This window comes from Solilutibacter silvestris (genome assembly GCF_050574925.1).
Taxonomy (GTDB): Bacteria; Pseudomonadota; Gammaproteobacteria; order Xanthomonadales; family Xanthomonadaceae; genus Solilutibacter; species Solilutibacter silvestris_A.
Genome location: NZ_JBCMOO010000004.1, coordinates 153,658 through 178,304 on the forward strand (window position 1 = coordinate 153,658; position 24,647 = coordinate 178,304).

Annotated in this window: 19 protein-coding genes and 1 tRNA gene; 12 read left to right on the forward strand and 8 right to left on the reverse strand. The window is 65.7% G+C overall.

Going from position 1 to position 24,647, the window contains the following annotated elements; translation table 11 throughout:
* Positions 1-51: 51 nt before the first annotated feature.
* Together msrB and msrA are read left to right on the forward strand one after the other, a co-directional pair.
* Entirely contained in the window at positions 52-501 is a 450-nt protein-coding gene (msrB, locus tag ABE093_RS10050) for a peptide-methionine (R)-S-oxide reductase MsrB (RefSeq protein ID WP_430760751.1), read from the forward strand.
* A complete protein-coding gene (gene msrA, locus ABE093_RS10055; protein ID WP_430760752.1) occupies positions 498-1,001 on the forward strand; it encodes a peptide-methionine (S)-S-oxide reductase MsrA in 504 nt (167 codons plus the stop codon). The genes msrB and msrA overlap by 4 nt, the downstream gene beginning before the upstream one ends.
* A 2-nt stretch (positions 1,002-1,003) precedes the next feature.
* Here msrA and ABE093_RS10060 read toward each other — a convergent pair.
* Both ABE093_RS10060 and ABE093_RS10065 read right to left on the reverse strand, forming a co-directional pair.
* A tRNA-Arg gene (locus ABE093_RS10060) sits at positions 1,004-1,080 on the reverse strand.
* A 39-nt stretch (positions 1,081-1,119) separates the two neighbouring features.
* Positions 1,120-2,802: an alpha-L-fucosidase gene (locus ABE093_RS10065; protein ID WP_430760753.1), complete on the reverse strand. Its 1,683-nt coding sequence runs from the start codon at positions 2,800-2,802 to the stop codon at positions 1,120-1,122.
* Positions 2,803-2,878: 76 nt separating this feature from the next.
* On the opposite strand from ABE093_RS10065, the gene ubiA reads away from it, so the two are divergent.
* Positions 2,879-3,787, forward strand: a complete 909-nt coding sequence (ubiA, locus tag ABE093_RS10070; RefSeq protein WP_430760754.1) for a 4-hydroxybenzoate octaprenyltransferase — start codon at positions 2,879-2,881, stop codon at positions 3,785-3,787.
* On the opposite strand, the gene ABE093_RS10075 is transcribed toward ubiA, so the two are convergent.
* Positions 3,784-4,539 carry a ComF family protein gene (locus ABE093_RS10075; protein ID WP_430760755.1) on the reverse strand — a complete coding sequence of 252 codons (756 nt, stop codon included), beginning with the start codon at positions 4,537-4,539 and terminating at the stop codon, positions 3,784-3,786. The genes ubiA and ABE093_RS10075 overlap by 4 nt on opposite strands.
* A gap of 49 nt (positions 4,540-4,588) precedes the next feature.
* Here ABE093_RS10075 and bioB point away from each other — a divergent pair, with 49 nt between their 5' ends.
* Genes bioB through bioC form a run of 4 tightly spaced genes read left to right on the forward strand, consistent with a single transcriptional unit; the run spans position 4,589 to position 8,463 of the window.
* Complete coding sequence (bioB, locus tag ABE093_RS10080) at positions 4,589-5,626, forward strand: biotin synthase BioB (RefSeq protein WP_430760756.1); 1,038 nt, start codon at positions 4,589-4,591, stop codon at positions 5,624-5,626.
* A gap of 1 nt (position 5,627) precedes the next feature.
* Positions 5,628-6,812 (forward strand): 8-amino-7-oxononanoate synthase, encoded by a 1,185-nt coding sequence (gene bioF, locus ABE093_RS10085; protein WP_430760757.1) that lies wholly within the window; start codon positions 5,628-5,630, stop codon positions 6,810-6,812.
* 2 nt (positions 6,813-6,814) lie between these two features.
* On the forward strand, positions 6,815-7,570 hold the full coding sequence (gene bioH / locus ABE093_RS10090; RefSeq protein WP_430760788.1) for a pimeloyl-ACP methyl ester esterase BioH: 756 nt from the start codon (positions 6,815-6,817) through the stop codon (positions 7,568-7,570).
* Complete coding sequence (bioC, locus tag ABE093_RS10095; protein WP_430760758.1) at positions 7,567-8,463, forward strand: malonyl-ACP O-methyltransferase BioC; 897 nt, start codon at positions 7,567-7,569, stop codon at positions 8,461-8,463. The genes bioH and bioC overlap by 4 nt, the downstream gene beginning before the upstream one ends.
* A 1-nt stretch (position 8,464) precedes the next feature.
* Here bioC and ABE093_RS10100 read toward each other — a convergent pair whose 3' ends face one another.
* Both ABE093_RS10100 and ABE093_RS10105 read right to left on the reverse strand, forming a co-directional pair.
* On the reverse strand, positions 8,465-10,003 hold the full coding sequence (locus tag ABE093_RS10100) for an ArnT family glycosyltransferase (protein ID WP_430760759.1): 1,539 nt from the start codon (positions 10,001-10,003) through the stop codon (positions 8,465-8,467).
* Positions 10,000-10,986: a pyridoxal-phosphate dependent enzyme gene (locus tag ABE093_RS10105; protein WP_430760760.1), complete on the reverse strand. Its 987-nt coding sequence runs from the start codon at positions 10,984-10,986 to the stop codon at positions 10,000-10,002. Before ABE093_RS10105 ends, ABE093_RS10100 begins: the two co-directional genes overlap by 4 nt.
* A gap of 143 nt (positions 10,987-11,129) precedes the next feature.
* Between ABE093_RS10105 and ABE093_RS10110 the strand changes: the two genes are divergently transcribed.
* On the forward strand, positions 11,130-11,516 hold the full coding sequence (locus ABE093_RS10110; RefSeq protein ID WP_430760761.1) for a hypothetical protein: 387 nt from the start codon (positions 11,130-11,132) through the stop codon (positions 11,514-11,516).
* Between the two features lie 629 nt (positions 11,517-12,145).
* Positions 12,146-14,035, forward strand: a complete 1,890-nt coding sequence (mnmG, locus tag ABE093_RS10115) for a tRNA uridine-5-carboxymethylaminomethyl(34) synthesis enzyme MnmG (RefSeq protein WP_430760762.1) — start codon at positions 12,146-12,148, stop codon at positions 14,033-14,035.
* 16 nt (positions 14,036-14,051) lie between these two features.
* Here mnmG and ABE093_RS10120 read toward each other — a convergent pair whose 3' ends face one another.
* Genes ABE093_RS10120 through ABE093_RS10130 form a run of 3 tightly spaced genes read right to left on the reverse strand, consistent with a single transcriptional unit; the run spans position 14,052 to position 18,109 of the window.
* Positions 14,052-15,059: a patatin-like phospholipase family protein gene (locus ABE093_RS10120; RefSeq protein ID WP_430760763.1), complete on the reverse strand. Its 1,008-nt coding sequence runs from the start codon at positions 15,057-15,059 to the stop codon at positions 14,052-14,054.
* A 24-nt stretch (positions 15,060-15,083) separates the two neighbouring features.
* Positions 15,084-17,492 carry a protein kinase domain-containing protein gene (locus ABE093_RS10125; RefSeq protein WP_430760764.1) on the reverse strand — a complete coding sequence of 803 codons (2,409 nt, stop codon included), beginning with the start codon at positions 17,490-17,492 and terminating at the stop codon, positions 15,084-15,086.
* A complete protein-coding gene (locus ABE093_RS10130) occupies positions 17,489-18,109 on the reverse strand; it encodes an ECF-type sigma factor (RefSeq protein ID WP_430760765.1) in 621 nt (206 codons plus the stop codon). The genes ABE093_RS10125 and ABE093_RS10130 overlap by 4 nt, the downstream gene beginning before the upstream one ends.
* Before the next feature lie 28 nt (positions 18,110-18,137).
* On the opposite strand from ABE093_RS10130, the gene ABE093_RS10135 reads away from it, so the two are divergent.
* From ABE093_RS10135 to ABE093_RS10145, 3 genes are all read left to right on the forward strand, one after another.
* On the forward strand, positions 18,138-20,144 hold the full coding sequence (locus ABE093_RS10135) for a hypothetical protein (RefSeq protein WP_430760766.1): 2,007 nt from the start codon (positions 18,138-18,140) through the stop codon (positions 20,142-20,144).
* Positions 20,145-20,314: 170 nt separating this feature from the next.
* Positions 20,315-23,371 carry a hypothetical protein gene (locus ABE093_RS10140; protein ID WP_430760767.1) on the forward strand — a complete coding sequence of 1,019 codons (3,057 nt, stop codon included), beginning with the start codon at positions 20,315-20,317 and terminating at the stop codon, positions 23,369-23,371.
* A gap of 25 nt (positions 23,372-23,396) precedes the next feature.
* Complete coding sequence (locus tag ABE093_RS10145) at positions 23,397-24,632, forward strand: hypothetical protein (protein WP_430760768.1); 1,236 nt, start codon at positions 23,397-23,399, stop codon at positions 24,630-24,632.
* The last annotated feature ends 15 nt before the right edge of the window (positions 24,633-24,647 follow it).

The following is a 24,647-nucleotide window of genomic DNA, read 5'->3' on the forward strand; positions in this document are numbered from 1 at the left end:
GCGTTTGCCGGCGAAGTCCCCCATATGTGTTGAAGCATCCAAGGAGATGTCATGAACGCATATCGCAAGAACCCCGAGGCCATTGCCCGGTTGACCCAGGAGCAATATCGGGTCACCCAGGAAGGCGCGACCGAACGACCGGGAACGGGTGAATACCTGCACAACAAGCAGGTTGGCATTTACGTGGACATCGTTTCAGGCGAGCCGCTGTTCGCATCTTCGAGCAAGTATGAATCCGGATGCGGCTGGCCCAGCTTCACCCGGCCGATTGCTCCGGCCAACATCAAGGAGCTGACGGACACCTCGCACGGAATGACCCGCGTGGAGGTGCGCTCGGCACATGGCGACAGCCATCTTGGCCATGTCTTCAATGATGGGCCCGTCGATCAGGGCGGGCTGCGCTACTGCATCAATTCGGCATCGTTGCGCTTCATCCCTCTGGAGGAAATGGAGCGCGCCGGTTACGGCGCATACCTCGATCAGGTGGAGGAAATTCGATGAGTACCGAACGGGCGATCCTTGCCGGCGGTTGTTTCTGGGGCGTGCAAGAACTGTTGCGCAAGATGGATGGCGTGATCAATACGCGCGTGGGTTACAGCGGCGGCGACGTGCCCAATGCCACCTACCGGAACCATGGAACGCATGCGGAAGCCGTCGAGATCGTGTTCGATCCGGAACGCATCGACTACCGCGATTTGCTCGAATTCTTTTTCCAGATCCACGATCCGAGCACGCGCGACAGGCAAGGCAACGATGTCGGCGCGTCCTATCGATCGGCGATTTTTTACACCACGCCGGAACAGCAACGCATTGCGTTGGACACCATCGCGGACGTGGATGCGTCCGGGCTGTGGCCCGGCAAGGTCGTCACGGAAGTTGTTCCCGCCGGCGATTTCTGGGAGGCAGAACCCGAGCACCAGGACTATTTGCAGCGCTATCCCGCGGGGTATACCTGCCACTTCCCGCGCCCGGGCTGGAAGCTGCCGCGTCGTTCGAGTTGAATTGGCGCGCCCGGAGGGATTCGAACCCCCGACCAATGGCTTCGGAAGCCACTACTCTATCCGGCTGAGCTACGGGCGCGTGCCGTGTCCGCCGCAGCGGAACGGGCATTGTAGCCGCTCACCGCAATCGACGCGAAATTTCGACGGAATCGAACGACAGGCCCAGGTCCTCGGCGGGATACGCAGGTTTCGCAAGGCGAATCTCGATGCGCGCTGCCGGTGACGCCGGGAGCATGAGCGGCCCGATGTCGCGATTGGCGAGCGCGCTGCCCGGAATCTCCAGCGAGCGTCCGGCGACGGAGATGCGATAGCTGCGATCCGTGCGCGCACGGGCATGGATGAAACGCAGCATCACTTTCTGCGCATGGGGCGAGGCAATGGCGGTATCCAGGGCGACCCTAGTCGTGGCCTGGGTCAGGTAGCCGCTGCCGAAACTGAAGCTGGTGCGCGGTTGCCAGGCATTGGCAGCGATGCGATAGCCGCCATTGGCGTTCGCGGTCGCGATGTGCGCAGGAATCGCTTGCAGCGGCGTGGACAGGGAGAGCTGCAGCACCGGCAACATGCCATCGGGCGCAGCCGCAGGCAACTCGATCACCACGTCGCCGCCATCGCGATGCCACGGCAACGACGCGCCGCCATCGATGCGGGCTTCCGATGGATCATTCGCAAGCCCCGAAACACGAAGCGGGCCAGCATGCCAGTCGTGGACGACGAGATAGAGCGTCCGTCCGTGCAGCAGGGTCGCACCCCATGGCTGCCGCCGCAGTCCGCTGGGCATTGCATCGAGCAACCCGGGATGACGACGCAACCACGCACCGATGCCGTGCATGACGTCGGCTTCGAACGGCACCACACTGCCATCGCCCTTGGGTCCGATGTTGAGCAGGTAGTTGCCGCCCGCGGCGCGCGTCTGTATCAAGCCATTGGCAAGCTCGCGGATCTTGCCGGCGAGGTCGTCGCGCTGTTGCCAGCTGCGATAGCCCCAGGTGGCGTGATAGATCGACGCCGGCACCTCGAACGGGGGTTGCATCGTTTCCGGCGGCAATTCGTTGTCGCCGAGGGTGACGAAATCGCCGCGGTTGTTCCAGATGCGCCCGTTGATCGCGGCCTGCGGTTGCAGCCTGCGCACGATCGCGGCGAATTTGCGGCTCTGTTCCGGCGTCGGCGCCGACATGTCGAACCACACTTCGGTGATCGGGCCGTAGTTCGACATCAGTTCGGTCAGTTGCCGTTCGATCAGGAGTTCCATCGCCGATGGAATCGGATTGCTGTTGTGCTGCACCTCGGGCGAATGGCCGGCATTCCAATCGACCAGCGAGAAGTACACGCCGAACCCGACGCCAATCTTCCGGCATGCGGTCGACAGCGACTTCAGAGGGTCCCGTGCAAACGGCGTGCGCTTGACCACGTTGTAGTCGGTGGACTTCGTGTCGAACATCGCGAAGCCGTCGTGGTGCTTGCTGGTGACGACGATGTAGCGCGCGCCGCCATCCTTCGCCAGTTTGCAGATAGCGTCGGCGTCGAATTTCACTGCGGAAAAGCGCGACGCGACCTTGAGGTAATCGTCCGTCGGGATATTCGCCCAGCCCTGGATCTGTTCGGAATAGCCCTTCGTCACCGGCTTGCCTTGCCACACGCCGCCGAGTTCCGAATACAGGCCCCAGTGCACGAACATGCCGTAGCCCAGGCGCTGCCAGCGCGCGATGCGTTCGGCATCCGCGTCGCGCGCCTGCGCCGGCATCGCCACGGACGGCAGCAGGCAGGTGGCAAGCAGGAGGGCGGGCAAGATGGGGCGGTACAACCTCATTCGCGGGGTTCCGTGGCGTGCGAGCGTGCACCGCTACTGTAAGGGTGATCCGCGCTGCTAGGCTATGCGCATGTCATCCCCGCAAATCCCCGACGCCTGGGTGCAACCATCGGAACCGGAATGGCGACGCAAGTTGCGTCTCTACCTGCGGTTGATGCGCGCCGACAAGCCGATCGGCTGGCTGTTGTTGCTGTGGCCGACGTGGTGGGGGCTGTGGTTCGCGGCGAACGGCATGCCGGCGTGGAAGCCTCTGGTCGTGTTCACGCTGGGCGTGTGGTTGACGCGCGCGGCCGGCTGCGTGATCAATGATTACGCCGATCGTTGGCTGGATGGATCGGTCGAGCGCACGCGCGGCCGACCGCTTGCGACCGGCGAAGTGAGCGGGCGCGAGGCGTTGGCGCTGTTCGCGGTGCTGATGCTGGCGGCATTCGCGCTGGTGCTGACGCAGAATCGCCTGACCATCGCGATGAGCGTGGTCGGCGTGGTGCTGGCCGCGAGCTATCCCTACCTCAAGCGCTACACCTATTTTCCGCAGGTCTACCTCGGCATGGCCTTTGGCTGGGGCATCCCGATGGCGTTCGCGGCGGTCACCGGCGGCGTGCCGAAGCTGGCATGGCTGATCTACATCGCCAACATCCTGTGGTCGACCGCCTACGACACCTGGTATGCGATGGTCGATCGCGACGACGACATCCGCATGGGCGCGAAGTCGACGGCGATCCTGTTCGGCGATGCCGACCTGATCGCGCAGGGCGTGCTGTATGCCTGCATGTTCGCGACGCTGGCGCTGGTCGGCCACGATGCCCATCGCGGCATCTGGTACTGGGGCGGACTGCTGGTCGCCGCGCTGCTCGTGGCGTGGGAATTCCGGATGGCGAAGGAGCGCGATCGCGACGGCTGTTTCCGCGCGTTCCGCCACAACAACTGGGTGGGGCTGGCGATCTTCGCCGGCATCGCGCTGGATTTCTGGCGTAGCTAGGGAACCCGCGCACAGACCCAGGCATCGACGCGCTGCACGCCGATCGCCTTGAGCGCGATCGCCGCGGCCTCCAGCGTGGCGCCGGTGGTCATCACGTCATCCACCAGTGCGACATGGCGCGGCACCTCGCGCTTTCCCCGCAACCCAACGAACACGTCCTGCATGTTCACCGCGCGGGCATCCTTGTCGAGGCTCGATTGCGCGGTGGTGTGCTGGCGCCGATGCAGCAGGTCGCCACGCAGCGGCAGGTCGAACGCCTGCGCGATCGGCTTGGCCAGTTCCAATGCCTGGTTGTAGCCGCGCTTGCGCAGGCGCTTGCGGTGCAGCGGGATCGCGATGACGGCGTCGGGACGGTCGGCGTGTTGCAGGACGCGCAGCATCAAAGACGATGCCAGCCGTCCGGCGCACAGGTCCTCGTGGAATTTCAGGCGCGGCAGCAGGCGGTCGATCGGCGCGTTGTAGAGAAAGGCGGCGCGGGTGCGCTGGATCGGCGAGGCGCGACCGCTGCAGCGCTCGCAGGGCAGGCCGAACATCGAGGGCAGGGCGCAGCGCGGGCAGGCCGGTGGCAGCCACGGCAGTTCGGCCTCGCACAGCCGGCACAGGTCGAGGCCGGACTGGCCGTCGCCGTCGCAGGCCAGGCAGCGGCGGGGGTAGAAAGCGTCGATGGCGGCATCGACGGCGCGCCGCCAGCCACCCCGGCGGGCGAGCCAGTCAACTTTCGTGATGGGGTTCAGGTTGACAGTACTGGACATGGTTTCCAGACTGGCAGGCCCAGCAATCCCGCACCCTCGGAAAATCCCCATGCCTGATGTCGGACCTGTCCCCGCCCTGCGCCACGACTGGAACCAGTCCGAGGTCGAGGCCCTGTTCGCGCTGCCGTTCACCGAGCTGGTCCAGCGCGCCGCCACGGCCCATCGCGAACATTTCGATCCGGCCGAGGTGCAGATCAGCACGCTGCTGTCGGTGAAGACCGGCGGCTGCCCCGAGGATTGCGGCTATTGCCCGCAGGCGCAGCGCTATCACACCGGTGTCGAGGCGACCAAGCTGATGGATGCCGACGACGTGCTGGAACGCGCGCGCGCGGCCAAGGCGGCCGGCGCCTCGCGCTTCTGCATGGGCGCGGCCTGGCGTTCGCCCAAGGACCGCGACATCCCCAAGGTCGCCGAGATGATCCGCGGCGTGAAGGCCCTCGGCCTCGAGACCTGCGCCACCCTCGGCATGCTCAGCGCGCCGCAGGCCGATGCCTTGAAGGATGCCGGCCTCGACTACTACAACCACAATCTCGACACCGCCCCGGATTTCTATGGCGATGTCATCACCACGCGTGACTACCAGGATCGCCTCGACACGCTGACGCACGTCCGCGACGCCGGCATGAAGACCTGCTGCGGCGGCATCGTCGGCATGGGCGAATCGCGCGCGCAACGCGCCGGCCTGCTGCGCACGCTGGCCAACCTGCCGGCGCATCCGGATTCGGTGCCGATCAATCGCCTGGTGCAGGTCGCCGGCACGCCGCTCGCCGCCAGGAACACCGTCGCAGAACTCGATTCCTTCGAATTCGTGCGGACGATCGCGGTCGCCCGCATCATCATGCCGAAGTCGATGGTGCGCCTGTCGGCCGGACGCGAAACCATGAGCGATGAATTGCAGGCGCTGTGCTTCCTCGCCGGCGCCAACTCGATCTTCCACGGCGAAAAACTGCTGACCACCGGCAACCCCGATGTCGATCACGACGCCAAGCTGTTCGAGCGCCTCGGCCTGCGTCCGATGCAGCTGACCGAAGCGTCGTCATGCAGCGATACCGTGCACGCCGACATCACCGTCCAGAACGCGGCCTGAGATGGCGCGGCCTTCGATCCGTGCGCGCGTTGCCGAACAACGCGTGCAGCGCGAAGCGCAACATCGCGTGCGCCGGCTGCGCACGGTGGTGCGTCGCGATGGAATCGGTTGCGAGGTCGATGGCCGCTGGCTTCTGAACTTCTGCGGCAATGATTATCTCGGGCTGTCGCAACACTTCTCGATCAACTCGGCGTTGCAGGATGGTGCCGCGCGCAATGGCTACGGCAGCACCGGTTCGCCGCTGGTCTGCGGTCGCCATGCCGCGCATGCGGCGCTGGAGCGCGCGGTCGCCGAATGGCTGGGCTATCCGCGCGCCCTCTTGTTCGACAGCGGGTACGTGGCGAACCTCGCGGTGTTGCAGGCTTTCCTCGGCGAAGGCGACATCTGCGTGCAGGATCGCCTCGACCACGCCAGCCTGATCGATGGCGCCCGCCTCTCCGGGGCGATGTTGCGGCGGTATCCGCACGGCGATGCCGAAGGCGCGTTGCGACAACTGCGTTCCAATGTCGATGGCGCCGCGATGGTGGCCACCGATGGCGTTTTCAGCATGGATGGCGACATCGCTCCACTGAAGCAACTGGCGCTGATCGCGCGCGTGCAGCACGCCACCCTGTATGTCGACGATGCCCATGGCATCGGCGTCGTCGGGGACGAGGGGCGTGGCTGCGTCGCCGCCGCCAAGCTCGGGCCCACCGAAGTGCCGCTGCAACTGGTCACGCTCGGCAAGGCTTTGGGCGGATACGGCGCCGTGGTGGTGGGCGAAGCGGATTACATCGAGCATCTCGTGCAAGCCGCGCGCGGGTTCGTCTATTCCACCGCGCCGCCACCGGCATTGGCGGTGGCATCGCTGCAGGCGGTGAAGATGGCGCGCAGCGACCACTGGCGCCGCGAACGCCTAGAATCATTGATCGCGCGCTTCCGCGAAAAGATGCAGCAACTGGGCTTCGAGTTGCCCGCCAGCGATACGCCGATCCAGCCGGTGCCCTGCGGCGACGAACAAAGCGCGTTGGCGATGTCGGCGGCGCTGGAAGACGAAGGCTTGTGGGTGACGGCGATCCGTCCGCCAACGGTTCCCGACAATGCTTCGCGCCTGCGCGTCACCTTGTCGGCCCTGCACACGCCGAGCGAAGTCAATGCGCTGGTGCAGGCATTGGCGCGTGCGCGCGACAGCCTGCCGTCGCGATGAGCCTGCATATCGAACGCGTCGGCAGCGGCCCCGACCTGGTCCTGCTGCACGGTTGGGCAATGCATGGCGGCGTGTTCGCGCCGCTGGTCGAGCGCCTGCGCGACCGCTGCACGCTGCACGTGGTCGATTTGCCCGGGCACGGCGGATCGCGCGACAGCGATGTTCCGTTGCGGCTCGATGCCTGCGCTGCCGCGATCGCCGGGCAAGTGCCGCAAGGCGCGACATGGTGTGGTTGGTCGCTGGGCGGATTGATCGCCTTGCACGCCGCGCAACATGGGGTGTCGATGCGCGCGCTGGCGATGCTGTGCGCGACGCCGTGCTTCGTGCGCAAGGACGACTGGCGCTGGGGCATGTCCCCGGAAATCTTCCGCGACTTCGCCGAAGGATTGCGCAGCGATTGGCGCGGCACGCTCGATCGTTTCCTTGCGCTGGAAGCCTTCGGTTCCGATCGCGCCAAGGAAGAATTGCGCCATCTGCGCGACGAATTGTTCGCGCGCGGCGAACCGGCGACATCGGTGCTCGCCGATGGCCTGGAATTGCTGGAAACCAGCGACCTGCGGCCGGGCCTTCCGTCGTTGGCGCTGCCGAGCCTGTGGATCGGCGGGCGTCGCGATCGCCTGGTCGATCCGCGCGCGATGCAGGCGGCGGTCGAGCTGACGCCCGATGCCGCCATCGAAGTGGTCGATCATGCCGGCCACGCGCCATTCCTCACCCACGCCGAAGTCGTCGCGACCGCGCTCGGGCGAATCCTGCCGTGAACGAGGTGTTCGACACGCGCCAGGTGCGCCATGCCTTCGGCCGCGCCGCCCACGGGTACGAGGATGCTTCGGCCTTGCAGCGCGAGATCGAATCGCGCCTGCTGGAATCGTTCGATCACTACGCCATCCGCCATGGCGATGCCAAGCCGCAGGTCGTGGTCGATCTCGGCTGCGGCCCGGCGCATGCGGCGGCATGGTTCCGCAAGCAGTTGCCGGACGCACGGGTGCTCGCGATCGATGCCGCCTTGCCGATGCTGCAGATCGCGAATGCCAACACGCGTGGCCAGTGGCTTCGCCGCAAGACGGTCGAGCGGATTTGCGCCGACCTGCGCGCATTGCCGTTGGCCGACGCCAGTGTCGACGTGTTGTTCTGCAACCTCGCCTTGCAATGGATCGATGACCTGCCCGCAGCCTTCGCCGGATTCCGGCGCGTGCTGAAGCCCGGCGGCTTGCTGCTGTGCACGACCTTCGGCACCGACACCCTGTACGAATTGCGCGAAGCCTTCGCGGCTGCCGATGCGGTGCCGCACGTCAGCCCCTTCGTCGACATCGCGGGATTCGGCGATGCACTGGTGGCCGCGGGATTCCGCGAGCCGGTGCTCGACCGCGACCTGCTGGTGGAAACGCTGCCGGATTTTTCCAGCGTGTTGCGCGGCCTCAAGGCGATGGGCGCGACCAATGCCCTACATGCGCGTCGCCACAGCCTGAGCGGACGCGCGCGTTTCGCCGCCGCCGATGCCGCCTATCCGCGCGATGGCGCGGGCCGCTTTCCGCTGACGTGGGAGGCGATCTACGCGCAGGCGTGGGGGCCGGAACCCGGCACGCCGATCCGCGTTCCCGGTGGCGAGCTCGCATCGGTGCCGCTCGATCGCATTCCGATCCGGCGGCGCTGACTTACTCCACCCGGAACATCACCCGGGCATCGTCCGGCTTCGGCTTGCCGTCCTTGCCGATATCCTGCGGATACTCCGCGAAGGCATCGCCGAGCATGACCGCGCGCGCGCCACGATCGGTCATCCACTGCTGCACCTGCGGCCAGTGGCGCAGCTTCGTCACCCACAGCACGCCGGGATCGCCGCGGAAGCGTGCGAGTTCCTCCGAGGCGGAGCGGTCGAAATCCGGATTGAAACGTGCTTGCGCAACGGCATCCATGCCGACGCGATCGACCCGCGCCGGCAGGCCGAGATAAAGATGCAGGGCATAACGCTGGGTGTCGTCGATGAAGACCACGCGCTTCACCGGCACGTCGCCGCTGCGCTTGTGGATTTCGGCGACGAAGGTACGGACATCGAGCGTTGCCGGGATCAGCAGCGAACCGATCTTCATCACCGCGACCAGCACGATCATCCACAGCCAGTTGGGCAGGGCGGCGCCACGACGCATGCGCATCGCCGCGATCGCCAGGGCCGGGAACAGCGGCAACACGTACAGCGGCAGGCGCGAGCGCGACAGGCAGAACACCAGCAGCGGCAGCAGGATCCACAACGCGACCAGGACGTCGCCGGCCTCGGCGCGACGGATCGCGGAATTGCGCCACCAACGGCGGAACGATGCCGGCAACGTGCCGAACCAGCGGATGACATGCCACGTCCACGGCAACGCACCGATCAGGATCGTCGGGCCGTACACCACCAGCCAGCCGTACCACTCGCCGTTGCGGCGATGGACGTCGCTGGCGACGCGATCGACCACTTCGCTGCCGGTGAAGTACTGCAGCAATCCCGGCGTGCGTTGCGTCACCACCAGGTACCAGGGCAACGCCACCAGCGCGAACAGCACGAACCCGCCGACATGCACCAGCGGATCGCGCGGGCGGCCGGGTTCGCGCACCCACAGCGAGAACGCGACCAGCGACAGCGCCGGCAGCAATCCGGGCGGCCCCTTGGTGAGGAAGGCGAGGCCGAAGCCCAGCCACATCGCCAACCACCACGCGCGCCGCTGCAATGCCGGCGGATCGCCGAAGCGCGCGCAGACGAAGCCGCAGATCGCCAGTGTTTCGCAGGCGGCGAGCACGAAATCGGTGGTGATGAGTTGCGAGGCGCCGGCGGGCATGAACATCGTCGCGAACAGCAATGCCGTTTCGTTGCGGCGATCGGGAATCAGGCGCGAGGAAATCTGCCGCACCAGCAGCACGCACAGCAGATAGGCCAGCGCCGAGGGCAGGCGCGCGGCCCAAGCGTTGGCGCCGAAGGTGGCGATGCTGGCGGCGATCGCCCAATAGGTCAGCGGCGGCTTGGTCCAGTGGCCGACGTCGTCGGTGCGCTGCGGAAACAGCCAGTTGCCGGTGTCGAGCATGTTGAGCGCGACATTGGTGTAGCGGCCTTCATCGGGGTCCCACAGTCCGCGCATGCCGAGGAACAGCAGCGCCAGCAGCGATGCCGCGAGCAGGACGTGCCAAGCGCGCCACTGGAAGGGTTTCTGGATCGAGCTCATGCGCCGCTATCGGGGGAGGAGAACCACTGGCCGGCCATCGCCGGATCGACGTTGCCGCCGCTCAAAATGATACCGACGCGCCGCCCGCGGAAGCGCTGCGGGTTCGCCAGCACGCAGGCCAGCGGCACCGCTGAAGAGGGCTCGACCAGCAGCTTCATGCGCGTCCACACCAGGCGCATCGCCGCGAGCACGGCGGAATCGTCGGCAAGGAGAATGCCGTCGATGTTGCGTTCGAGCAGATCGTAGGTGCGTTGCGCGAGATGGCCGCGCAGTCCGTCGCAGACGGTGTCGGCGCTGCGATCGGTGATCGGGCGGCCGATTTCAAGCGCGTCGTGGGCGTCGCGTGCGCCTTCCGGCTCCGCGCCCAGCACTTCGACGCGATCGGCCTGCGCCCGCGCCACCAGTGCCGAACCCGACAGCAGGCCGCCGCCGCCGACCGGCGTCATCAATACGTCCAAGGTGCCGACGTGTCCGAACAGTTCCAGCGCCGCGGTGCCCTGGCCGGCAATCACCTCGGCATTGTCGAAGGGATGGATCAGGGTGCCGCCCTCGCGCGCGAGGATGTCGGCGACCGCGGCGTCGCGCGCGGCCATGCCGGGGGCGCAGCGCACGAGGCGTGCACCATAGGCGACGATGGCATCGAGCTTGGACTGCGGCGCGCCTTCGGGCACGACCACCGTTGCCGGGATCCCGCGCAGCTTGCAGGCCAGGGCGATCGCCGCGCCATGGTTGCCGGAACTCTGGGTGACCACGCCGGTGCGGGCGGCTTCATCGTCCAGGGCCAATACCGCGTTGCAGGCGCCGCGGAACTTGAACGCGCCGGCGCGCTGCAGGTTCTCGCATTTGAACAGGAGCTCGCAGCCGGCGAGGGCATCGAGGCCATGCGATCGCAGGACCGGGGTGACATGGGCATGGCCGGCAATGCGGGCGGCGGCCTGGCGGACATCGGCGATGGCAGGGAGGCGAGGGGTGGCTTCGGGCATCGCGCCAGCCTAAGGCTTGGGCGGGCGGACTGCACGCCGTCGGATCGCGCTAGCTGAATCTTCGCCATCCGACGATGGCGGCTTGCACATTGCAGTCAGCCGACTGCGCGCATGCTGTCGCAGGTACCACAGGGGATACGACGATGAAAACATCCTTGCTCGCCGCCGGCGCCTTTGCAGCAGTGCTGTTGTCCGGCTGCGTCACCGACGCGCCGCGTACCAGCCTGCGTCCCGGCGGCACCTATGATCCCGATGCCCGCGTCCGTGCCGCCGAGATGGAATCGGATCGCCCGGTGATCATCGTTCCCTATGGCATGTACGGATATCCCGGCCCGTATTACTACGGTGGCGGCTTCGGCTATGGCGCATATGGATATGGGTCGCCGTGGTACGGCGGCTACTACGGACCTGGTCCGGTGTTCCTGCCGCCGCGCCATCACCATCGGCCGTCGCAGCCGAGCGGCCAGGCGAAGACGCCCAACAACCCGCCGCGCACCTTCCGCGACCTGTTCCCGGGCGCTAAACGCTGACACCACAGATAGGGCTTGCGTTGGTGGGGGCTTCCATGCACTCTCTGCGCCAACGTTGTCATCGGCCATGCCGGCATTCGGCCTAACCGCTCCGGATCCCCCCTGTTCCGGGTTCGGCCGGGTGCCGGCACCTTTATCCGATATCGGAAAAAGGTGAGGGGCTGGATGTCCCCCGACATCCAGCCCCTCTTGCTTCCCCGGTCGTACCGATCGGCCCTGTTCCAATCCGATCCGCGCGAAGCACGTTGCCGACCTGGGTGCAAACGTATTCCAAGCAGGCGGCGTGCCAGCCGCAAGCGTGTCGATGACCAGCCTTTCGTTTTTGCGGGGCAGTTCATACTTTGACGCCGGCCGTGGTGAGCACACCGTGATGGCGAGCAAGTTCGGCGACAACGGCGCGAGAATGTGACAACAGCGGTTTCACACCGCACACACAACGGGTTCGCAGTTTTCGCGGCGGCCGTGGAAACGGAAGATGACGACGCAACGGAAGTGACGCACAGCGTCGACGCGCAACATCATTCGGCAGCATTGGCCGCATGAGGTTGCATGAACGATGGCGACGCTGCGATGTTTTGCGAATCGGCGCACAATTCACATGCAAAAGAAAAACGTTTGATTGAAACGAAATGAACAGCGACTTCCACAACTTCGACGTGATCGTGATTGGCGGCGGGCATTCCGGCACCGAAGCCGCGCTTGCGTCCGCGCGCGCGGGTGCGCGCACGTTGCTGCTCACCCACAACATCGAAACCGTCGGTGCAATGAGCTGCAATCCGGCGATTGGCGGGATCGGCAAGGGCCATCTGGTGAAGGAGATCGATGCGCTCGGTGGCGTGATGGCACGCGCGGCCGATGCCGCCGGCATCCAGTGGCGCACGCTCAATGCATCGAAAGGCCCGGCGGTACGCGCGACGCGTTGCCAGGCCGATCGTTCGCTGTATCGCCAGTTCATCCGCCACGCAGTGGAGACGCAGGTGAATCTCACCGTGTTCCAGGCCGCGGTCGACGACGTTGTCATCGAACAGGGAAGCGTACGCGGCGCGATCACCAATACCGGCATCCGCTTCACGGCACCCGCGGTGGTGCTGACCGCTGGAACCTTCCTCGCCGGCAAGATCCACATCGGCGAAACCCAATATGCCGCCGGGCGCATGGGCGATCCGCCGGCCAGCGCATTGGCGCAACGCCTGCGCGAAGGTGCCTTCGTCGTTGATCGCCTCAAGACCGGCACGCCGCCGCGCATCGATGGTCGCACCCTCGATTATTCGAAGATGGACGAGCAGCCCGGCGACACGCCGCGCCCGGTGTTCTCGTTCATGGGCAGCACGGCCGATCATCCGGCGCAGGTCAGTTGCTGGATCACCCACACTACCGAGCGCACGCACGAGATCATCCGCAATGCGTTGCATCGTTCGCCGCTGTATTCCGGGCAGATCGAAGGCATCGGTCCGCGTTATTGCCCGTCGATCGAGGACAAGGTGGTGCGCTTCGCCGAGAAGGCCTCGCACCAGATCTTCGTCGAACCGGAAGGCCTGGGCGTCATCGAGATCTATCCCAACGGCATCAGCACCTCATTGCCGTTCGACGTGCAGTTGGAGCTGGTGCGCAGCATCACCGGCTTCGAGCACGCGCACATCACCCGTCCCGGCTACGCCATCGAATACGACTTCTTCGATCCGCGCGGGCTGAAGGCTTCGCTGGAAACCAAGGCGGTCGCCGGTCTGTTCTTCGCCGGGCAGATCAATGGCACCACCGGCTACGAGGAAGCCGCGGCGCAGGGATTGCTCGCGGGCGTCAACGCCGCACGTTTCGTGCAACAGCAGGACGCATGGTCGCCGCGTCGCGACGAAGCCTACATCGGCGTGCTGGTCGACGACCTGATCACCCAGGGCACCAGCGAGCCGTATCGCATGTTCACTTCGCGCGCGGAATATCGCCTGCAATTGCGCGAGGACAATGCCGACGCGCGACTGACGCCGGTCGGTTGGGAGATGGGGTTGGTCGATGACGCGCGCTGGAGCGCCTTCAATGCCAAGCGCGACATGGTCGACCGGGAAACCGCGCGCCTGAAGACGATCTGGGCGGCGCCGAACAATGCGTTGGGCGATGCGCTCAAGCGCCACATCGGCGTCGAGGTCTCGCGCGAAACCAGCGCCATCGACCTGCTGCGGCGTCCCGAACTCGATTACGCCAAATTGATGCAGGTGCCAGAACTCGGCCCTGCCGTCGCCGATGCCAAGGTGGCCGAACAGGTGGAGATCGAGGTCAAGTATTCCGGCTACCTCGATCGCCAGCGCGAGGAGATCGCGCGCGCGCGCCGCAACGAGGACACCGCGATCCCGCATGGCTTCGACTACGACGCGGTGCGCGGACTTTCGGCGGAAGTATTGCAAAAACTCTCACGCGTGCAGCCGCAGAGCATCGGCCAGGCGGCGCGCATTCCCGGCGTCACCCCGGCGGCGATTTCATTGCTGCTCGTCCACTTGACGCGCGCAAGGCGGGAACGCGCGGCGTAAGCCGCGTCGCGGTCAGTCAGTCCGCGCGGCACTCCGGATCGCGGCGCAGCTTGTCCATCCAGCCCTGCTGCGCGCAGCGTGCCTTGCGCTCCTGCTCGGCGCGCGCATCGGCGGCCTGTTGTGCCCTGGCCTGGCGCGCGTTTTGCAACGCGGCCAGTTTCGCCTTGATCTGCGGCAGCGCGGCTTGCGCGGCGCGTTCGCCTTCCAGGATGGCATGGTTCTTCTGCTCGAAATCGGCAGCGCCGATGTCGTTCACCTTCGGGCGGATCACGATGTCGGCGCGCGCGAGTTCCTGCGCGCCCAGTTTCTGACCCATGATCTTGATGCTCTGGTTGATGTTGCCGAGCATGCTGCCGTTTGACGCGCTGCCATCGGCCTTGCTGCTGATGTCGACCGCGATCACGAAGTCGGCGCCGAGTTCGCGCGCGGCGTCCACCGGGACCGGGCTGACCACGCCGCCATCGACGTAACGTGCATTGCCGATGACGGCAGGTTCGAACACGCCCGGGATCGAGCTGGATGCACGCACCGCCTGCCCGGTGTTGCCGCGCACGAACACGGTGCGTTCGCCATTCGCGAGGTTCGTCGCCACGGCGGCGAACGGCTTGCGCAACTTCTCAATGCTGCGGCCGCCGACCAGCCCGTTCACGTAATCCTGCAGTTTCTGGCCCTTCACCACGCCGCCGGAAAACAGGCTGACGTCGCGGATGCGCGATTCGTCCAGCGCGAATGCTTTTTCCTGCATGGCATAGGCATCCATGCCGCTGGCATAGAGTGCGCCGACCACGCTGCCGGCGCTGGTTCCGGAGACCACCACCGGGGTGATGCCGTTGGCTTCCAGCATCTTGATCACGCCGATGTGGGCAAAGCCCTTGGCTGCGCCGCCGCCCAGCGCGATGCCCACTTTCACCGGGGCGACCGTGACGGGCGCTGCATGCGCGCGGGTGTCGGTCTTCGGCGCGCTGGCGCAGGCAGTGAGCAGGGTGGCGAACAGGGCGGTTGCGAAAGCGGCGCGCATCGGCATCGGGGATCGAAAGGGGAGCAGAGTTTAAGGCGGCGGTGATGAATTGCCGCTGGCGGACTGCAGCAGGGCCTCGATGTCCTGCTTCATCTTCTGCAGGCGCGGTGTATCGACCCTGTCCAGGGAGGCCAATGCGCGCTGGTAATACTCGATGGCTTTCGCCTTGTCGCCCTGTTTCTGCCAAGCCAGGCCCATGCCCTTGTACATGGTCGCCAATTGGCCGGGCGCAGGCTTGCCCTTGGTCAGGATTTTCTCCGAACGGGAAAAAGCATCCAATGCATCCGGATAACGCGCCATGTCGTTCAACGCTTCACCCAGTTGCCAATAATTCGTGCCGATTTCGAGGCTTTCCGCGCCAAGCAATTTCTCGTTGAGCGAAATGGCCTTGTGCATGTCGGCTTCGACGCTGTCGAATTGGCCAAGCCTGCGCTCCGCGATGGATTTGTCCAGCAGCAGGTTGACCCGATCCTGGTCCAGCGAAGGGTCGCGCTGCTTGTCGGCATAGGCCAGGCCTTCCTGTGTAAATTGCCGCGCGCGTGAATAGTGATCCTGCATGATCAGCACCTTGCACAGACCGGTATAGGCACCGATCGTGGTGCTGCGGGCGATTTCATCCGGGGCGGGCAGCTTGGCCAGCACGGCCAGGCTTTGCTCGTAATTGCTCGCAGATGCTGCGAGATTGCCGACGAGTCCTTGCACGTCGGCCAGGTTCTTCTGCGATGCCGCCAGTTGGAAGGCGTCGTCCGGCGCATAGCGCTTGCGCAGTTGCAGCGCGTTATTCGCTGCGGCTTCGGCGTCCTTCCCCTTGCCCATCATTGCCAGCACGCCTGCGTAGTTGCCGAAATGGATGGCCAGCTCCATTGCGTCCTTGCGATTGAACGGCTGCACATCCTGCATGCCCGGCGTGTACATCGTCTCGGAGTTCGCGTAATCCCCATTCGAGGCGTAGAGGATGGCCAGGCTGCGCTGCACGGCCTTGCGCACCTGCGGATCGAGATCCTTTCGCTCGCCCAGCAATTTGCGCGCATAGGCGAGCAGGTCCTTGAGCGAGAACTTGCTGTCGAGCGTGTGCTGCGGCGTCGCCCCGTTCAGGACATCTTCCAGGAACGCCGAGGCATCGGTCGCGCGTGCAGCTTGTTGCTCGGCCAACCGCGCCTGCTCGCGCGCTTCGCGCGCCTGCCACAAGGCCACGCCGGTGCCGACGATCAATGCGATCGCGACCGCCGCCACCGACGCCGCCAGCGCACGATTGCGCCGCAACCAAAGGCGCAGGCGTTCACCCCGCGACGGTCGCACCGCCGCGATGGGGCGCATGTCCAGCCATGCACGCAAGTCGTTGGCCAGGGCATCGGCGGAGGCGTAGCGCGCTTCGGGATCGCGGCGCAGGCAGCCATGCACGATGTCGGCGAGTCCGCCGCGCAGCGCCCGCGACAGCGACGCCGGCGTCATGCCGCCGCGTTGCGCCGCCTGTTCCGCGCTGGCGTGGGCGGCGGAACGTGTCAGCGGTTCGGGTTCGTTCTCCAGTTGCTGCAACTGGCGTGCCACGGGCGTGTCGCGACTGAGGCCGAAGGGATGCGATGCCGACAGCAGGCGATGCAGCACGATGCCGAGTTGCCAGATATCGGTCGCGGTGGTGATCGGCGCGTCGTGCAACTGCTCGGGCGATGCGTATTCGAAGGTCAGCGCGCGGTCCTGCGCGATGGTGACGTCGCTCCCTTCCAGTTGCTTGGCGATGCCGAAATCGAGCAGCTTCACCCGGCCTTCGCCATCCACCAGCAGGTTGGAGGGCTTGAGGTCGCGATGCACCACCAGGTTGCGATGGGCATAGCGCACGGCATCCAGCACCTGCAGGAACAGCGTGATGCGATCGCGCAGGCCGAGGCCGCGTTCATCGCACCATTGGTCGATGGGCTGGCCATCGACGCGCTCCATCACGAACCACGGTTCCCCTTCCGCGTTGATGCCGCCGTCCAGCAAGGTGGCGATGTTGGGGTGCTGCAACTGCGCGAGGATCTGGCGTTCGCGCAGGAAGCGATCGCGGGCGACGGGGGTGTCGGCACTGGCGCGGATTAGCTTGAGCGCCGCGCGTTGCGCATAGGCGCCGTCGTCGCGTTCCACGGCATAGACCGCGCCCATGCCGCCATGGCCGATCACGCCGACGATGCGCCAGGCGCCGAGCTGGCGGCCCGGCATGGTGTCGTCGTGTGCGTTTTCGCGCTCCGCGTTCAGTGCATGGCCCCAGGCGGACGCGTCGCCGGCGAACGGCTCGCCGGCGCTGTCATCCGCGGCGAGCATGGCGCGCACCTCCGCGAGGAGGGAGGCATCGTCCCCGCACAATTCGCGAAGTCGTTGCTCGCGCGCGTCGCCGGCAAGATCGACCACGCCGTCGAAGACTTCCAGCACCCGGCGGGAGTGTTGTGCAGAAGGGTCGGTCATGACGTCATCTCTTTCAACAGGAAGGCGCGGGCGCGGCGCCAGTCGCGACGAAGGGTGCTTTCGCTGATGTCGAGCATGTCGGCGATCTCGGGCTCGGTATAGCCGCCGAAATAGCGCAGTTCGACGATTTGCGCGGCACGCTCGTCCAGCGCGTGCAGCGCTTCCAGCAGGTCATCGAGTTTCAACACCTCGATCGCGGCGAGTTCGCCGGAATTCGCCGCCGCCGTGAGCGACAGCAATTCCTGACCGCCACCGCGCTTGTCGGCCTTGCGCGCGCGGGCGTCGTCCACCAGCACCTGGCGCATCGCGCGCGCGGACAACGCCAGCAGGTGGTTGCGGTCGGCGGCCGACAGGCTCGATCCGCCCAGCTTGAGATAGGCCTCGTGGACGAGGGCCGTCGTCTCGATGGGATCGCGCATGCGCCGCAGCTGCAGGCGCGCGGCGCGCTTGAGTTCGCCATACACGGCAGCGTAGGCATTGCCGAGCGCAACGGCATCGCCCGCGCGGGCGCGGGCAAGCAGGACGGTGACTTCTGCGGACGGAACGGATTCCACGACGACCCCCTCGGCGTGACCGGTTTCGCGGTCGAGTTTCGCATACCCCAGAGAGACCGGCATTCCGCCGGCGCCATTCCGAGGGGAAACCATGAATCCAAAGCGTCGTCACCGGCGATCGCCGGTGCTGTCCATTCTTGCGCTGGCCATGTTGAGCGCGATGTCGTTGCCGGCATTCGCCACCGATGATCCCTGCAAGAACCCGGATGGCAGCAACATGTCACCGCCGCCCAGCACCAACCAGGGCAGCGAAGGCGGCGGCGACAACACGACCTGCCGCATGTTCGCCAGTGCATTCGGCCAATACAACAACGCCAGTGGCGACATCAGCAATGCGTTCGGCTGGGAAAACAGCGCATTGAACGAGGCCACCAGCGCCTTTGGCGCGAAAAATATCGCCAGCGGCGCATACGGCAACGCCTTCGGCTACCAGAACACCGCCGGTCAATGGGAAAGCAGTGCGTTCGGGGTATCGAACAGCGCGACGGGCGTCAGCAGCAGTGCTTTCGGCCACAACAACACGGCCCTGGGCCAGGATTCCAGCGCCTTCGGCGATGGCAACTATGCCACCGGCGATTACAGCAACGCGTTCGGCCTGTGGAGCCGCAGTGCGAAATATGCCACCGCGATCGGTTTGCGCGGTTATGCGACCGGCATCGGCAGCGTGGCGCTGGCAGGCTTCTTCGACCGCAACGGCAACGGCCACGAAGATCTCGACATCTCGGGCGTCGCCTCCAGCGAAACCGCGAGCGCCACCGGAACCAGCTCGATCGCCGTGGGCGCGGGCGTGCAAGCGACGGCTTCGGTTGCCAGCGCGGTGGGCGTGAACAATCTGTCCAGCGCCAGCGGCGCCAGCAGTTTCGGCATCGGCAACACGGCCTCGGGCCTCAACAGCACGGCCATCGGCAGCTTCAATACGGCCAGTAGCCAGTGGGGCGGTGCATTCGGTTACAGCTCGCAAGCCTTGAACACGGGTGGCATGGCAATTGGCTATCAGGCAATCGCCGATCGCGACTATGCAATCTCCGTGGGCCAGACCGGCGGCGAGCACCAGATCATCCATCTCGCGGCTGGCACCGCGGATACCGATGCGGTGAATCTCGGCCAATTGAACGCGGCCATTTTCGGCATTGGCGGCTATGCCGGCTGGAGCTTGAGTGCGAACGGCGGCGCCGCGAACGTTGTCGGCAGCGGCCAGACGGTGGACTTCAGGGCGAGCGATGCCAACGGCAACCTGACCGTCAGCCGCAGCGGCAACACGATCACCTATGGATTCGCAAGCGCCCCGACATTCAGCGGCCTGACCGTGGGTGGGGCAGGTGGCAGCTTCACCATCGTCAACAATACGATCGTCAACATGGGCGGCAACGTGGTGGGTGGCGTTGCCAATGGCGTTGTCGCCACCGATGCCGTGAACAAGGGACAACTCGATGCCGGTCTTGCCACGGCCAATGGCAACGCCGCCGCGGCGCAATCGACCGCCAATACCGCGCTGACGAACGCAGCCACCGCGCAATCCACCGCCAATACGGCATTGACGGCGGCCAATGCGGCGCAGGCGACGGCCAATATCGCGGTGACCAAGGCGGATGCAGCGCAGGCCACGGCGGATACCGCGTTGGCGACCGCGAACAATGCAGTCGGCGCCGCGAATGCCTATACCGACGGACGCGAAGCCGCGATTCGCACCGACATGAGCACGGGCGATGCCGCCACCCTCACTGCGTCGAAGTTGTACACCGATGCAAAGTCGGCATCGGCCCTGACCGCCGCGAATGCCTATACCGACTCGAAGCTCAACGGGCTGTCGCAGGGATTCGACCAGTTCCGTGGCGAAGTGAGCCAGCGTTTCTACCAGACCGATCGCCACATCAACCAGGTGTCGTCGATGGCCACCGCCATGACGCAGATGAGCGCCAATGCCACCAATGGCGGATCGAGGAACGGGCGCGTTGCGGTGGGCTTCGGCGTGACCAGTGGCCAGAAGGCGATTTCGGTCGGCTATGGCGTGCGCGTCGGTCGCGGTTCCATCAGCTTCGGCGCCGCCTTTAGTGGCGGCAAGGGCACCGCAGGTGCCGGTTTCGGTCTGGATCTGTGACTGCCGGCTGCCCTGAAGGCTCCCCTCCCTTGACGGGGCCGGTCATGAGCAGATCGCCAGGGCGCTTCGGCGCCCTGGTTCTTTTCGGGGGATGACCGGTTTCGCCACCGGATTGCGCATACCCAAGTACGAGGCCGGCATTCCGCCGACGTCATTCCGAGGGGAAAACCATGAAATCGAATCACCGTCGCCGGCCGCTGCCGGTCCTGTCCGTGTTGAGCCTGGCCCTGCTGGGCGCGATGTCGATGCCGGTGTTTGCCGCAGATGGTCCTTGCCTGGATGCCAACGGCAATCCGGTCACGCCGGCGCCATCGACCAACCAGGGCAACGAGCACGGCACCGACAATGCCACCTGCTTTGCGGATACCAGTGCTTACGGCAACGGCAACAATGCCAGCGGCATTTCCAGCAATGCATTCGGCTGGGGCAACACCACGATCGGCGTGGCCAGCAATGCCTTCGGCGTGCTCAACCTCGCCACCGGCCTGTGGAGCAGCGCCTTCGGTTACCGGGGACAGGCCCGGGGTGCATACAGCCTGGCGATATCGTCGTTCTACGACCGCAACAACAACGGCGGGGTGGATTTCGATCTCGATCTGAACAACGACGGCACGATGGATGCCTCCAGCGAAACCGCCGTGGCCGCTGGCACCTCTTCCGTTGCGCTGGGCGCGGGCGTCGTGGCGGGCGCGAACGGCTACAACTACGACACCGCCGTGGGCGTGAACAACACCACGCGGGGCGATCGCAGCAGCACCTTCGGTTTCGGCAATGAAACGGTCATGCGCGAAAGCAACGCCGTGGGCTACAACAACCATGCCAATGGCGGTGAAGGCGGCAGCCAGGCCTTCGGCAGCGGCAACACCGCCAGCGACGGCAACGCCTTCGGCAGCGGCAACAACGCCACCATCGGCAACGCCTTCGGTAGCGGCAATAACGTCGCGCTCGCCGATTACTTCGGCGAGAGCAATGCCTTCGGCAGCGGCAACACGATCAACGCCAACGCCAGGAGCAGCAATGCCTTCGGCATCGGCAACACCGCGAATGGCGACATCAGCAATGCATTCGGCACCAGCAATACCGCTGGCGGCTCCGGCAGCAACGCGTTCGGCAATGGCAACATCGCCAATGGCCAGTGGAGCAGCGCCTTCGGCTACCAGTCACAGGCGCTCAATACCGGAAGCACCGCGATCGGTTACCAGGCGATCGCGGATCGTGACTACGCGGTTTCCGTCGGACAGACCGGCACGGAACGCCAGATCATCCATGTCGCCGCCGGCACGCAAGCAACCGATGCCGTGAACCTGGGCCAGTTGAACGCGGCCATCGCAGGTGTGGGCGGCGGCGGTGGCACGTCGATGCATTTCTTCAGCGTCAACTCCAGCGATACCACTGCCGGCAATTACAACAATGACGGCGCGACGGGCGCCAATGCGTCCGCGGTCGGCATCGGAAGTCGCGCCAGCGGCGAGTACGGTTCCGCGCTAGGCGCATACGGCCTGGCGACCGGCAAGGGCAGCCTGGCGGTCTCGACGTTCTTCCAGGTCGAAGGTTCGCCGACGGACTACGATCTCGATCTCGACGGCGATGGCATCAACGATGCCAACAGCCATACCGCCATCGCCAGCGGCAACAGTGCAGTGGCGGTGGGAACGGGCGTGTGGGCCAAGGGCAACTCGGCCACGGCAGTTGGCGTAGGCAGCACCGCCAGCGGCGAGGAGGGCAGCGCGTTTGGAATCGGCAATGTCGCCAGTGGCGTCGGCGCCAGTGCAATGGGCGGCTGGAATACCGCCAGCGGAGATGCCAGCAGCGTGTTCGGCAATGCCAGCACGGCCAGTGGCGGCGGCAGCAGTGCGTTCGGTTACGTGAGCACGGCGAGCGGCGAATTCAGCAGCGCGCTCGGTTACGACAGCATCGCCACGGCCGACAAGAGCACGGCGATCGGTTACCAGGCGGCCGCAACGGAATCCGGCGTGGTGTCCTTCGGCCACTCGGCGGGCGACATGGATACCGCCTATGGCGTTCCCTTCGGCAGCGATCTCAACGCTCGTCTGATTCACGTTGCTGCCGGCATCAACGATACCGACGCGGTGAACGTGAGCCAGTTGAACACGTTGGTGAACTGGTTCGGCGGCGGTGCCGGTTACTCCGGTGGCGTGTTCACCGCGCCGACGTTCACCATCCAGGGTGCGAGCTACGGCGATGTCGCTTCGGCATTTGCGGCAGTCGATAGCAAGCTGACCGCCTTGGGCAGCGGAACGGGCACGGGCGGCAGCGCCACATCGCATTTCTTCAGCGTCAATTCCAGCAACAGTTCCGCGCCCAACTACAACAACGATGGCGCCAGTGGGACGGATGCCACCGCAGTTGGCCCGAGTACCGCCAGCGGCAATGGCAGCACCGCCGTCGGCAGCAACAACACCGCCAGCGGCGACTGGAGCGGCGCCTTCGGCGTCTCCAATACCGCAAGCGCGACGTTTGCCCATGCAGTCGGCATCAACAACCAGGCCACCGGGGAGCATGCCGCGGCCTACGGCGACACGAATGTCGCCGACGGCGACGGCACCACGGCATTCGGGCGCTTCAATACCGCCAGCGGCAGCAGCACCGTTGCAATGGGGTTGCTCAACAAATCCAGCGGCGTGAACAGCAGCGCGATCGGTGCCGGCAATACCGCCAGCGGCAACCAGAGCACCGCGGTCGGTTTCCAGTCGCAGGCGTTGAACGTCGGCAGCACCGCCATCGGTTACCAGTCCGTGGCAGATCGCGATTACGCGGTGTCGGTCGGCGCCACCGGTGCGGAGCACCAGGTGATCCATGTCGCAGCCGGCACGGCCGATACCGATGCCGTGAACGTCAGCCAGATGAAATCCGGTGATGCCGCCACGCTGTCGTCGGCCAAGGCCTATACCGATGCCAAATTCTCCACCTTCTCCACCGCGGGCTTTGACCAGTTGCGCACCGACATGGATCGACGCTTCCACCAGACCGATCGCCGCATCGACACCATGGGCGCGATGGGCACCGCGATGGCGACGATGAGTTCGAGCCTGTCGGGCATCCGCACGCAGAACCGCGTGGGTGTCGGCGCGGGATTCCAGAACGGGCGCAAGGCGTTGTCGATCGGTTACCAGCGCGCCATCAGTGATCGCGCCACGTTGACCATCGGCGGTGCTTTCAGCGGCGGCGACAAATCCGTCGGCGTCGGCGGCGGCTTCGGCTGGTAAGCGCACCCAACAGGAGGGAATGGACATGCACGCACGTCAATGTTTGTTGCGCGTCACCGCGCTCGCAGCCGCAACCGCCTTCGTCGTTCTGCCCGCCGGCAGCGCACCATCCGCACCGAAAACGCAGGTATGGATCGATGTCGCCACCCACAGCATGGCCGGCATGCCCGACATGGGCGGGCTCGGCGGTTTCATGATGCGGAAAATGGCGGGTGGCAATGGACCGCAAGGCTATCCGCAGTCGCGCAAGGTGCCCGCCACCCAAGGCAAGTTGCTCGACATCGCCATGTACAACAGCCTGAAGCCAGGTGTCGCCGCGGAAGACTGGGTGCCGGCGGGACTCGATGTCGGCAAGTCGTTGCCGTTGCTGCCGCCGCCGACCGAGGAAAGCAGGAGGCAATACGCACCGGACAAGGTGCAGGACGTCGAAGTCACCATCCGCCAGTACTGGGGCTGCGGGGCGAGCGTGCGGCCTGGCCAGCCCAAGGTGCTGACGGCGCGGATGAAGGGTGGCAAGGCCAGCGCGGAAGGCGGTCTTGCGCCTGGCGTGTTCGTGCCCGACCGCGATATCGATGCCGAGCCGAAGTACGCGCTGTGGCCGAACCAGAAGAACGACAAGCGCGTCTCCGATGACGCTTCCATGGTGGGAACGCATCGCATCAGCGGCGATGGCGTGCCGGAATCGCTGAAGTTCGATCTCGGTGCGGAGGCAGACTTCATGCCGAAGATCGCGCTGTCCACTCGCGGCGCGATGAGCGACAGCATCGATGCGTCATGGCAACCGGTGGCGCGTGCGCGCGGCTATTTCCTCGCGGCGATGGCGATGCAGGACGAACACCACTTCGTGGTCTGGAGCAGTTCGGAGGTGGCGGGCGCCGGCGCCGAATTGCTCAACTACCTGCCCGGCTCCAGCGTGGACAAGTGGGTGAAGCAGAAAGTGCTGCTGCCGACCACCGCCAGCCATTGCGCGATCCCGAAGGGCATCTTCGCCGGCGAAGGCGGCAAGCAGGGCATGGGCGCGCTCAACATGATCGCCTACGGGCCGGAAACCAACATCGCGTACCCGCCGCGACCAGCCAACCCCAAGCAGGCGTGGAATCCGGAATGGAACGTGCGCGTGCGCACCAAATCCACCGCCACCGCGCTGCTCGGCGTCGACATGTCGGGCATGCGGCAACAACGCGGCGACCAACCGCAGGGCGAGCAGCCGCAGGAAAGCGGTGCGAAGAAGTTGCTGAAGGGACTGTTCCGCAGGAACTGATTCCATTCCGGAGGG

What these genes read in the sequence shown, in the direction of transcription:
- msrB (WP_430760751.1), top strand. Translation starts at nt 52, where the DNA reads ATGAACGCATATCGCAAGAACCCCGAGGCCATTGCCCGGTTGACCCAG.
- msrA (WP_430760752.1), top strand. Translation starts at nt 498, where the DNA reads ATGAGTACCGAACGGGCGATCCTTGCCGGCGGTTGTTTCTGGGGCGTG.
- ubiA (WP_430760754.1), top strand. Translation starts at nt 2,879, where the DNA reads ATGTCATCCCCGCAAATCCCCGACGCCTGGGTGCAACCATCGGAACCG.
- ABE093_RS10075 (WP_430760755.1), bottom strand. Translation starts at nt 4,539, where the DNA reads ATGTCCAGTACTGTCAACCTGAACCCCATCACGAAAGTTGACTGGCTC.
- bioB (WP_430760756.1), top strand. Translation starts at nt 4,589, where the DNA reads ATGCCTGATGTCGGACCTGTCCCCGCCCTGCGCCACGACTGGAACCAG.
- bioF (WP_430760757.1), top strand. Translation starts at nt 5,628, where the DNA reads ATGGCGCGGCCTTCGATCCGTGCGCGCGTTGCCGAACAACGCGTGCAG.
- ABE093_RS10100 (WP_430760759.1), bottom strand. Translation starts at nt 10,003, where the DNA reads ATGAGCTCGATCCAGAAACCCTTCCAGTGGCGCGCTTGGCACGTCCTG.
- ABE093_RS10105 (WP_430760760.1), bottom strand. Translation starts at nt 10,986, where the DNA reads ATGCCCGAAGCCACCCCTCGCCTCCCTGCCATCGCCGATGTCCGCCAG.
- ABE093_RS10110 (WP_430760761.1), top strand. Translation starts at nt 11,130, where the DNA reads ATGAAAACATCCTTGCTCGCCGCCGGCGCCTTTGCAGCAGTGCTGTTG.
- mnmG (WP_430760762.1), top strand. Translation starts at nt 12,146, where the DNA reads ATGAACAGCGACTTCCACAACTTCGACGTGATCGTGATTGGCGGCGGG.
- ABE093_RS10120 (WP_430760763.1), bottom strand. Translation starts at nt 15,059, where the DNA reads ATGCCGATGCGCGCCGCTTTCGCAACCGCCCTGTTCGCCACCCTGCTC.
- ABE093_RS10125 (WP_430760764.1), bottom strand. Translation starts at nt 17,492, where the DNA reads ATGACCGACCCTTCTGCACAACACTCCCGCCGGGTGCTGGAAGTCTTC.
- ABE093_RS10130 (WP_430760765.1), bottom strand. Translation starts at nt 18,109, where the DNA reads ATGCCGGTCTCTCTGGGGTATGCGAAACTCGACCGCGAAACCGGTCAC.
- ABE093_RS10135 (WP_430760766.1), top strand. Translation starts at nt 18,138, where the DNA reads ATGAATCCAAAGCGTCGTCACCGGCGATCGCCGGTGCTGTCCATTCTT.
- ABE093_RS10140 (WP_430760767.1), top strand. Translation starts at nt 20,315, where the DNA reads ATGAAATCGAATCACCGTCGCCGGCCGCTGCCGGTCCTGTCCGTGTTG.
- ABE093_RS10145 (WP_430760768.1), top strand. Translation starts at nt 23,397, where the DNA reads ATGCACGCACGTCAATGTTTGTTGCGCGTCACCGCGCTCGCAGCCGCA.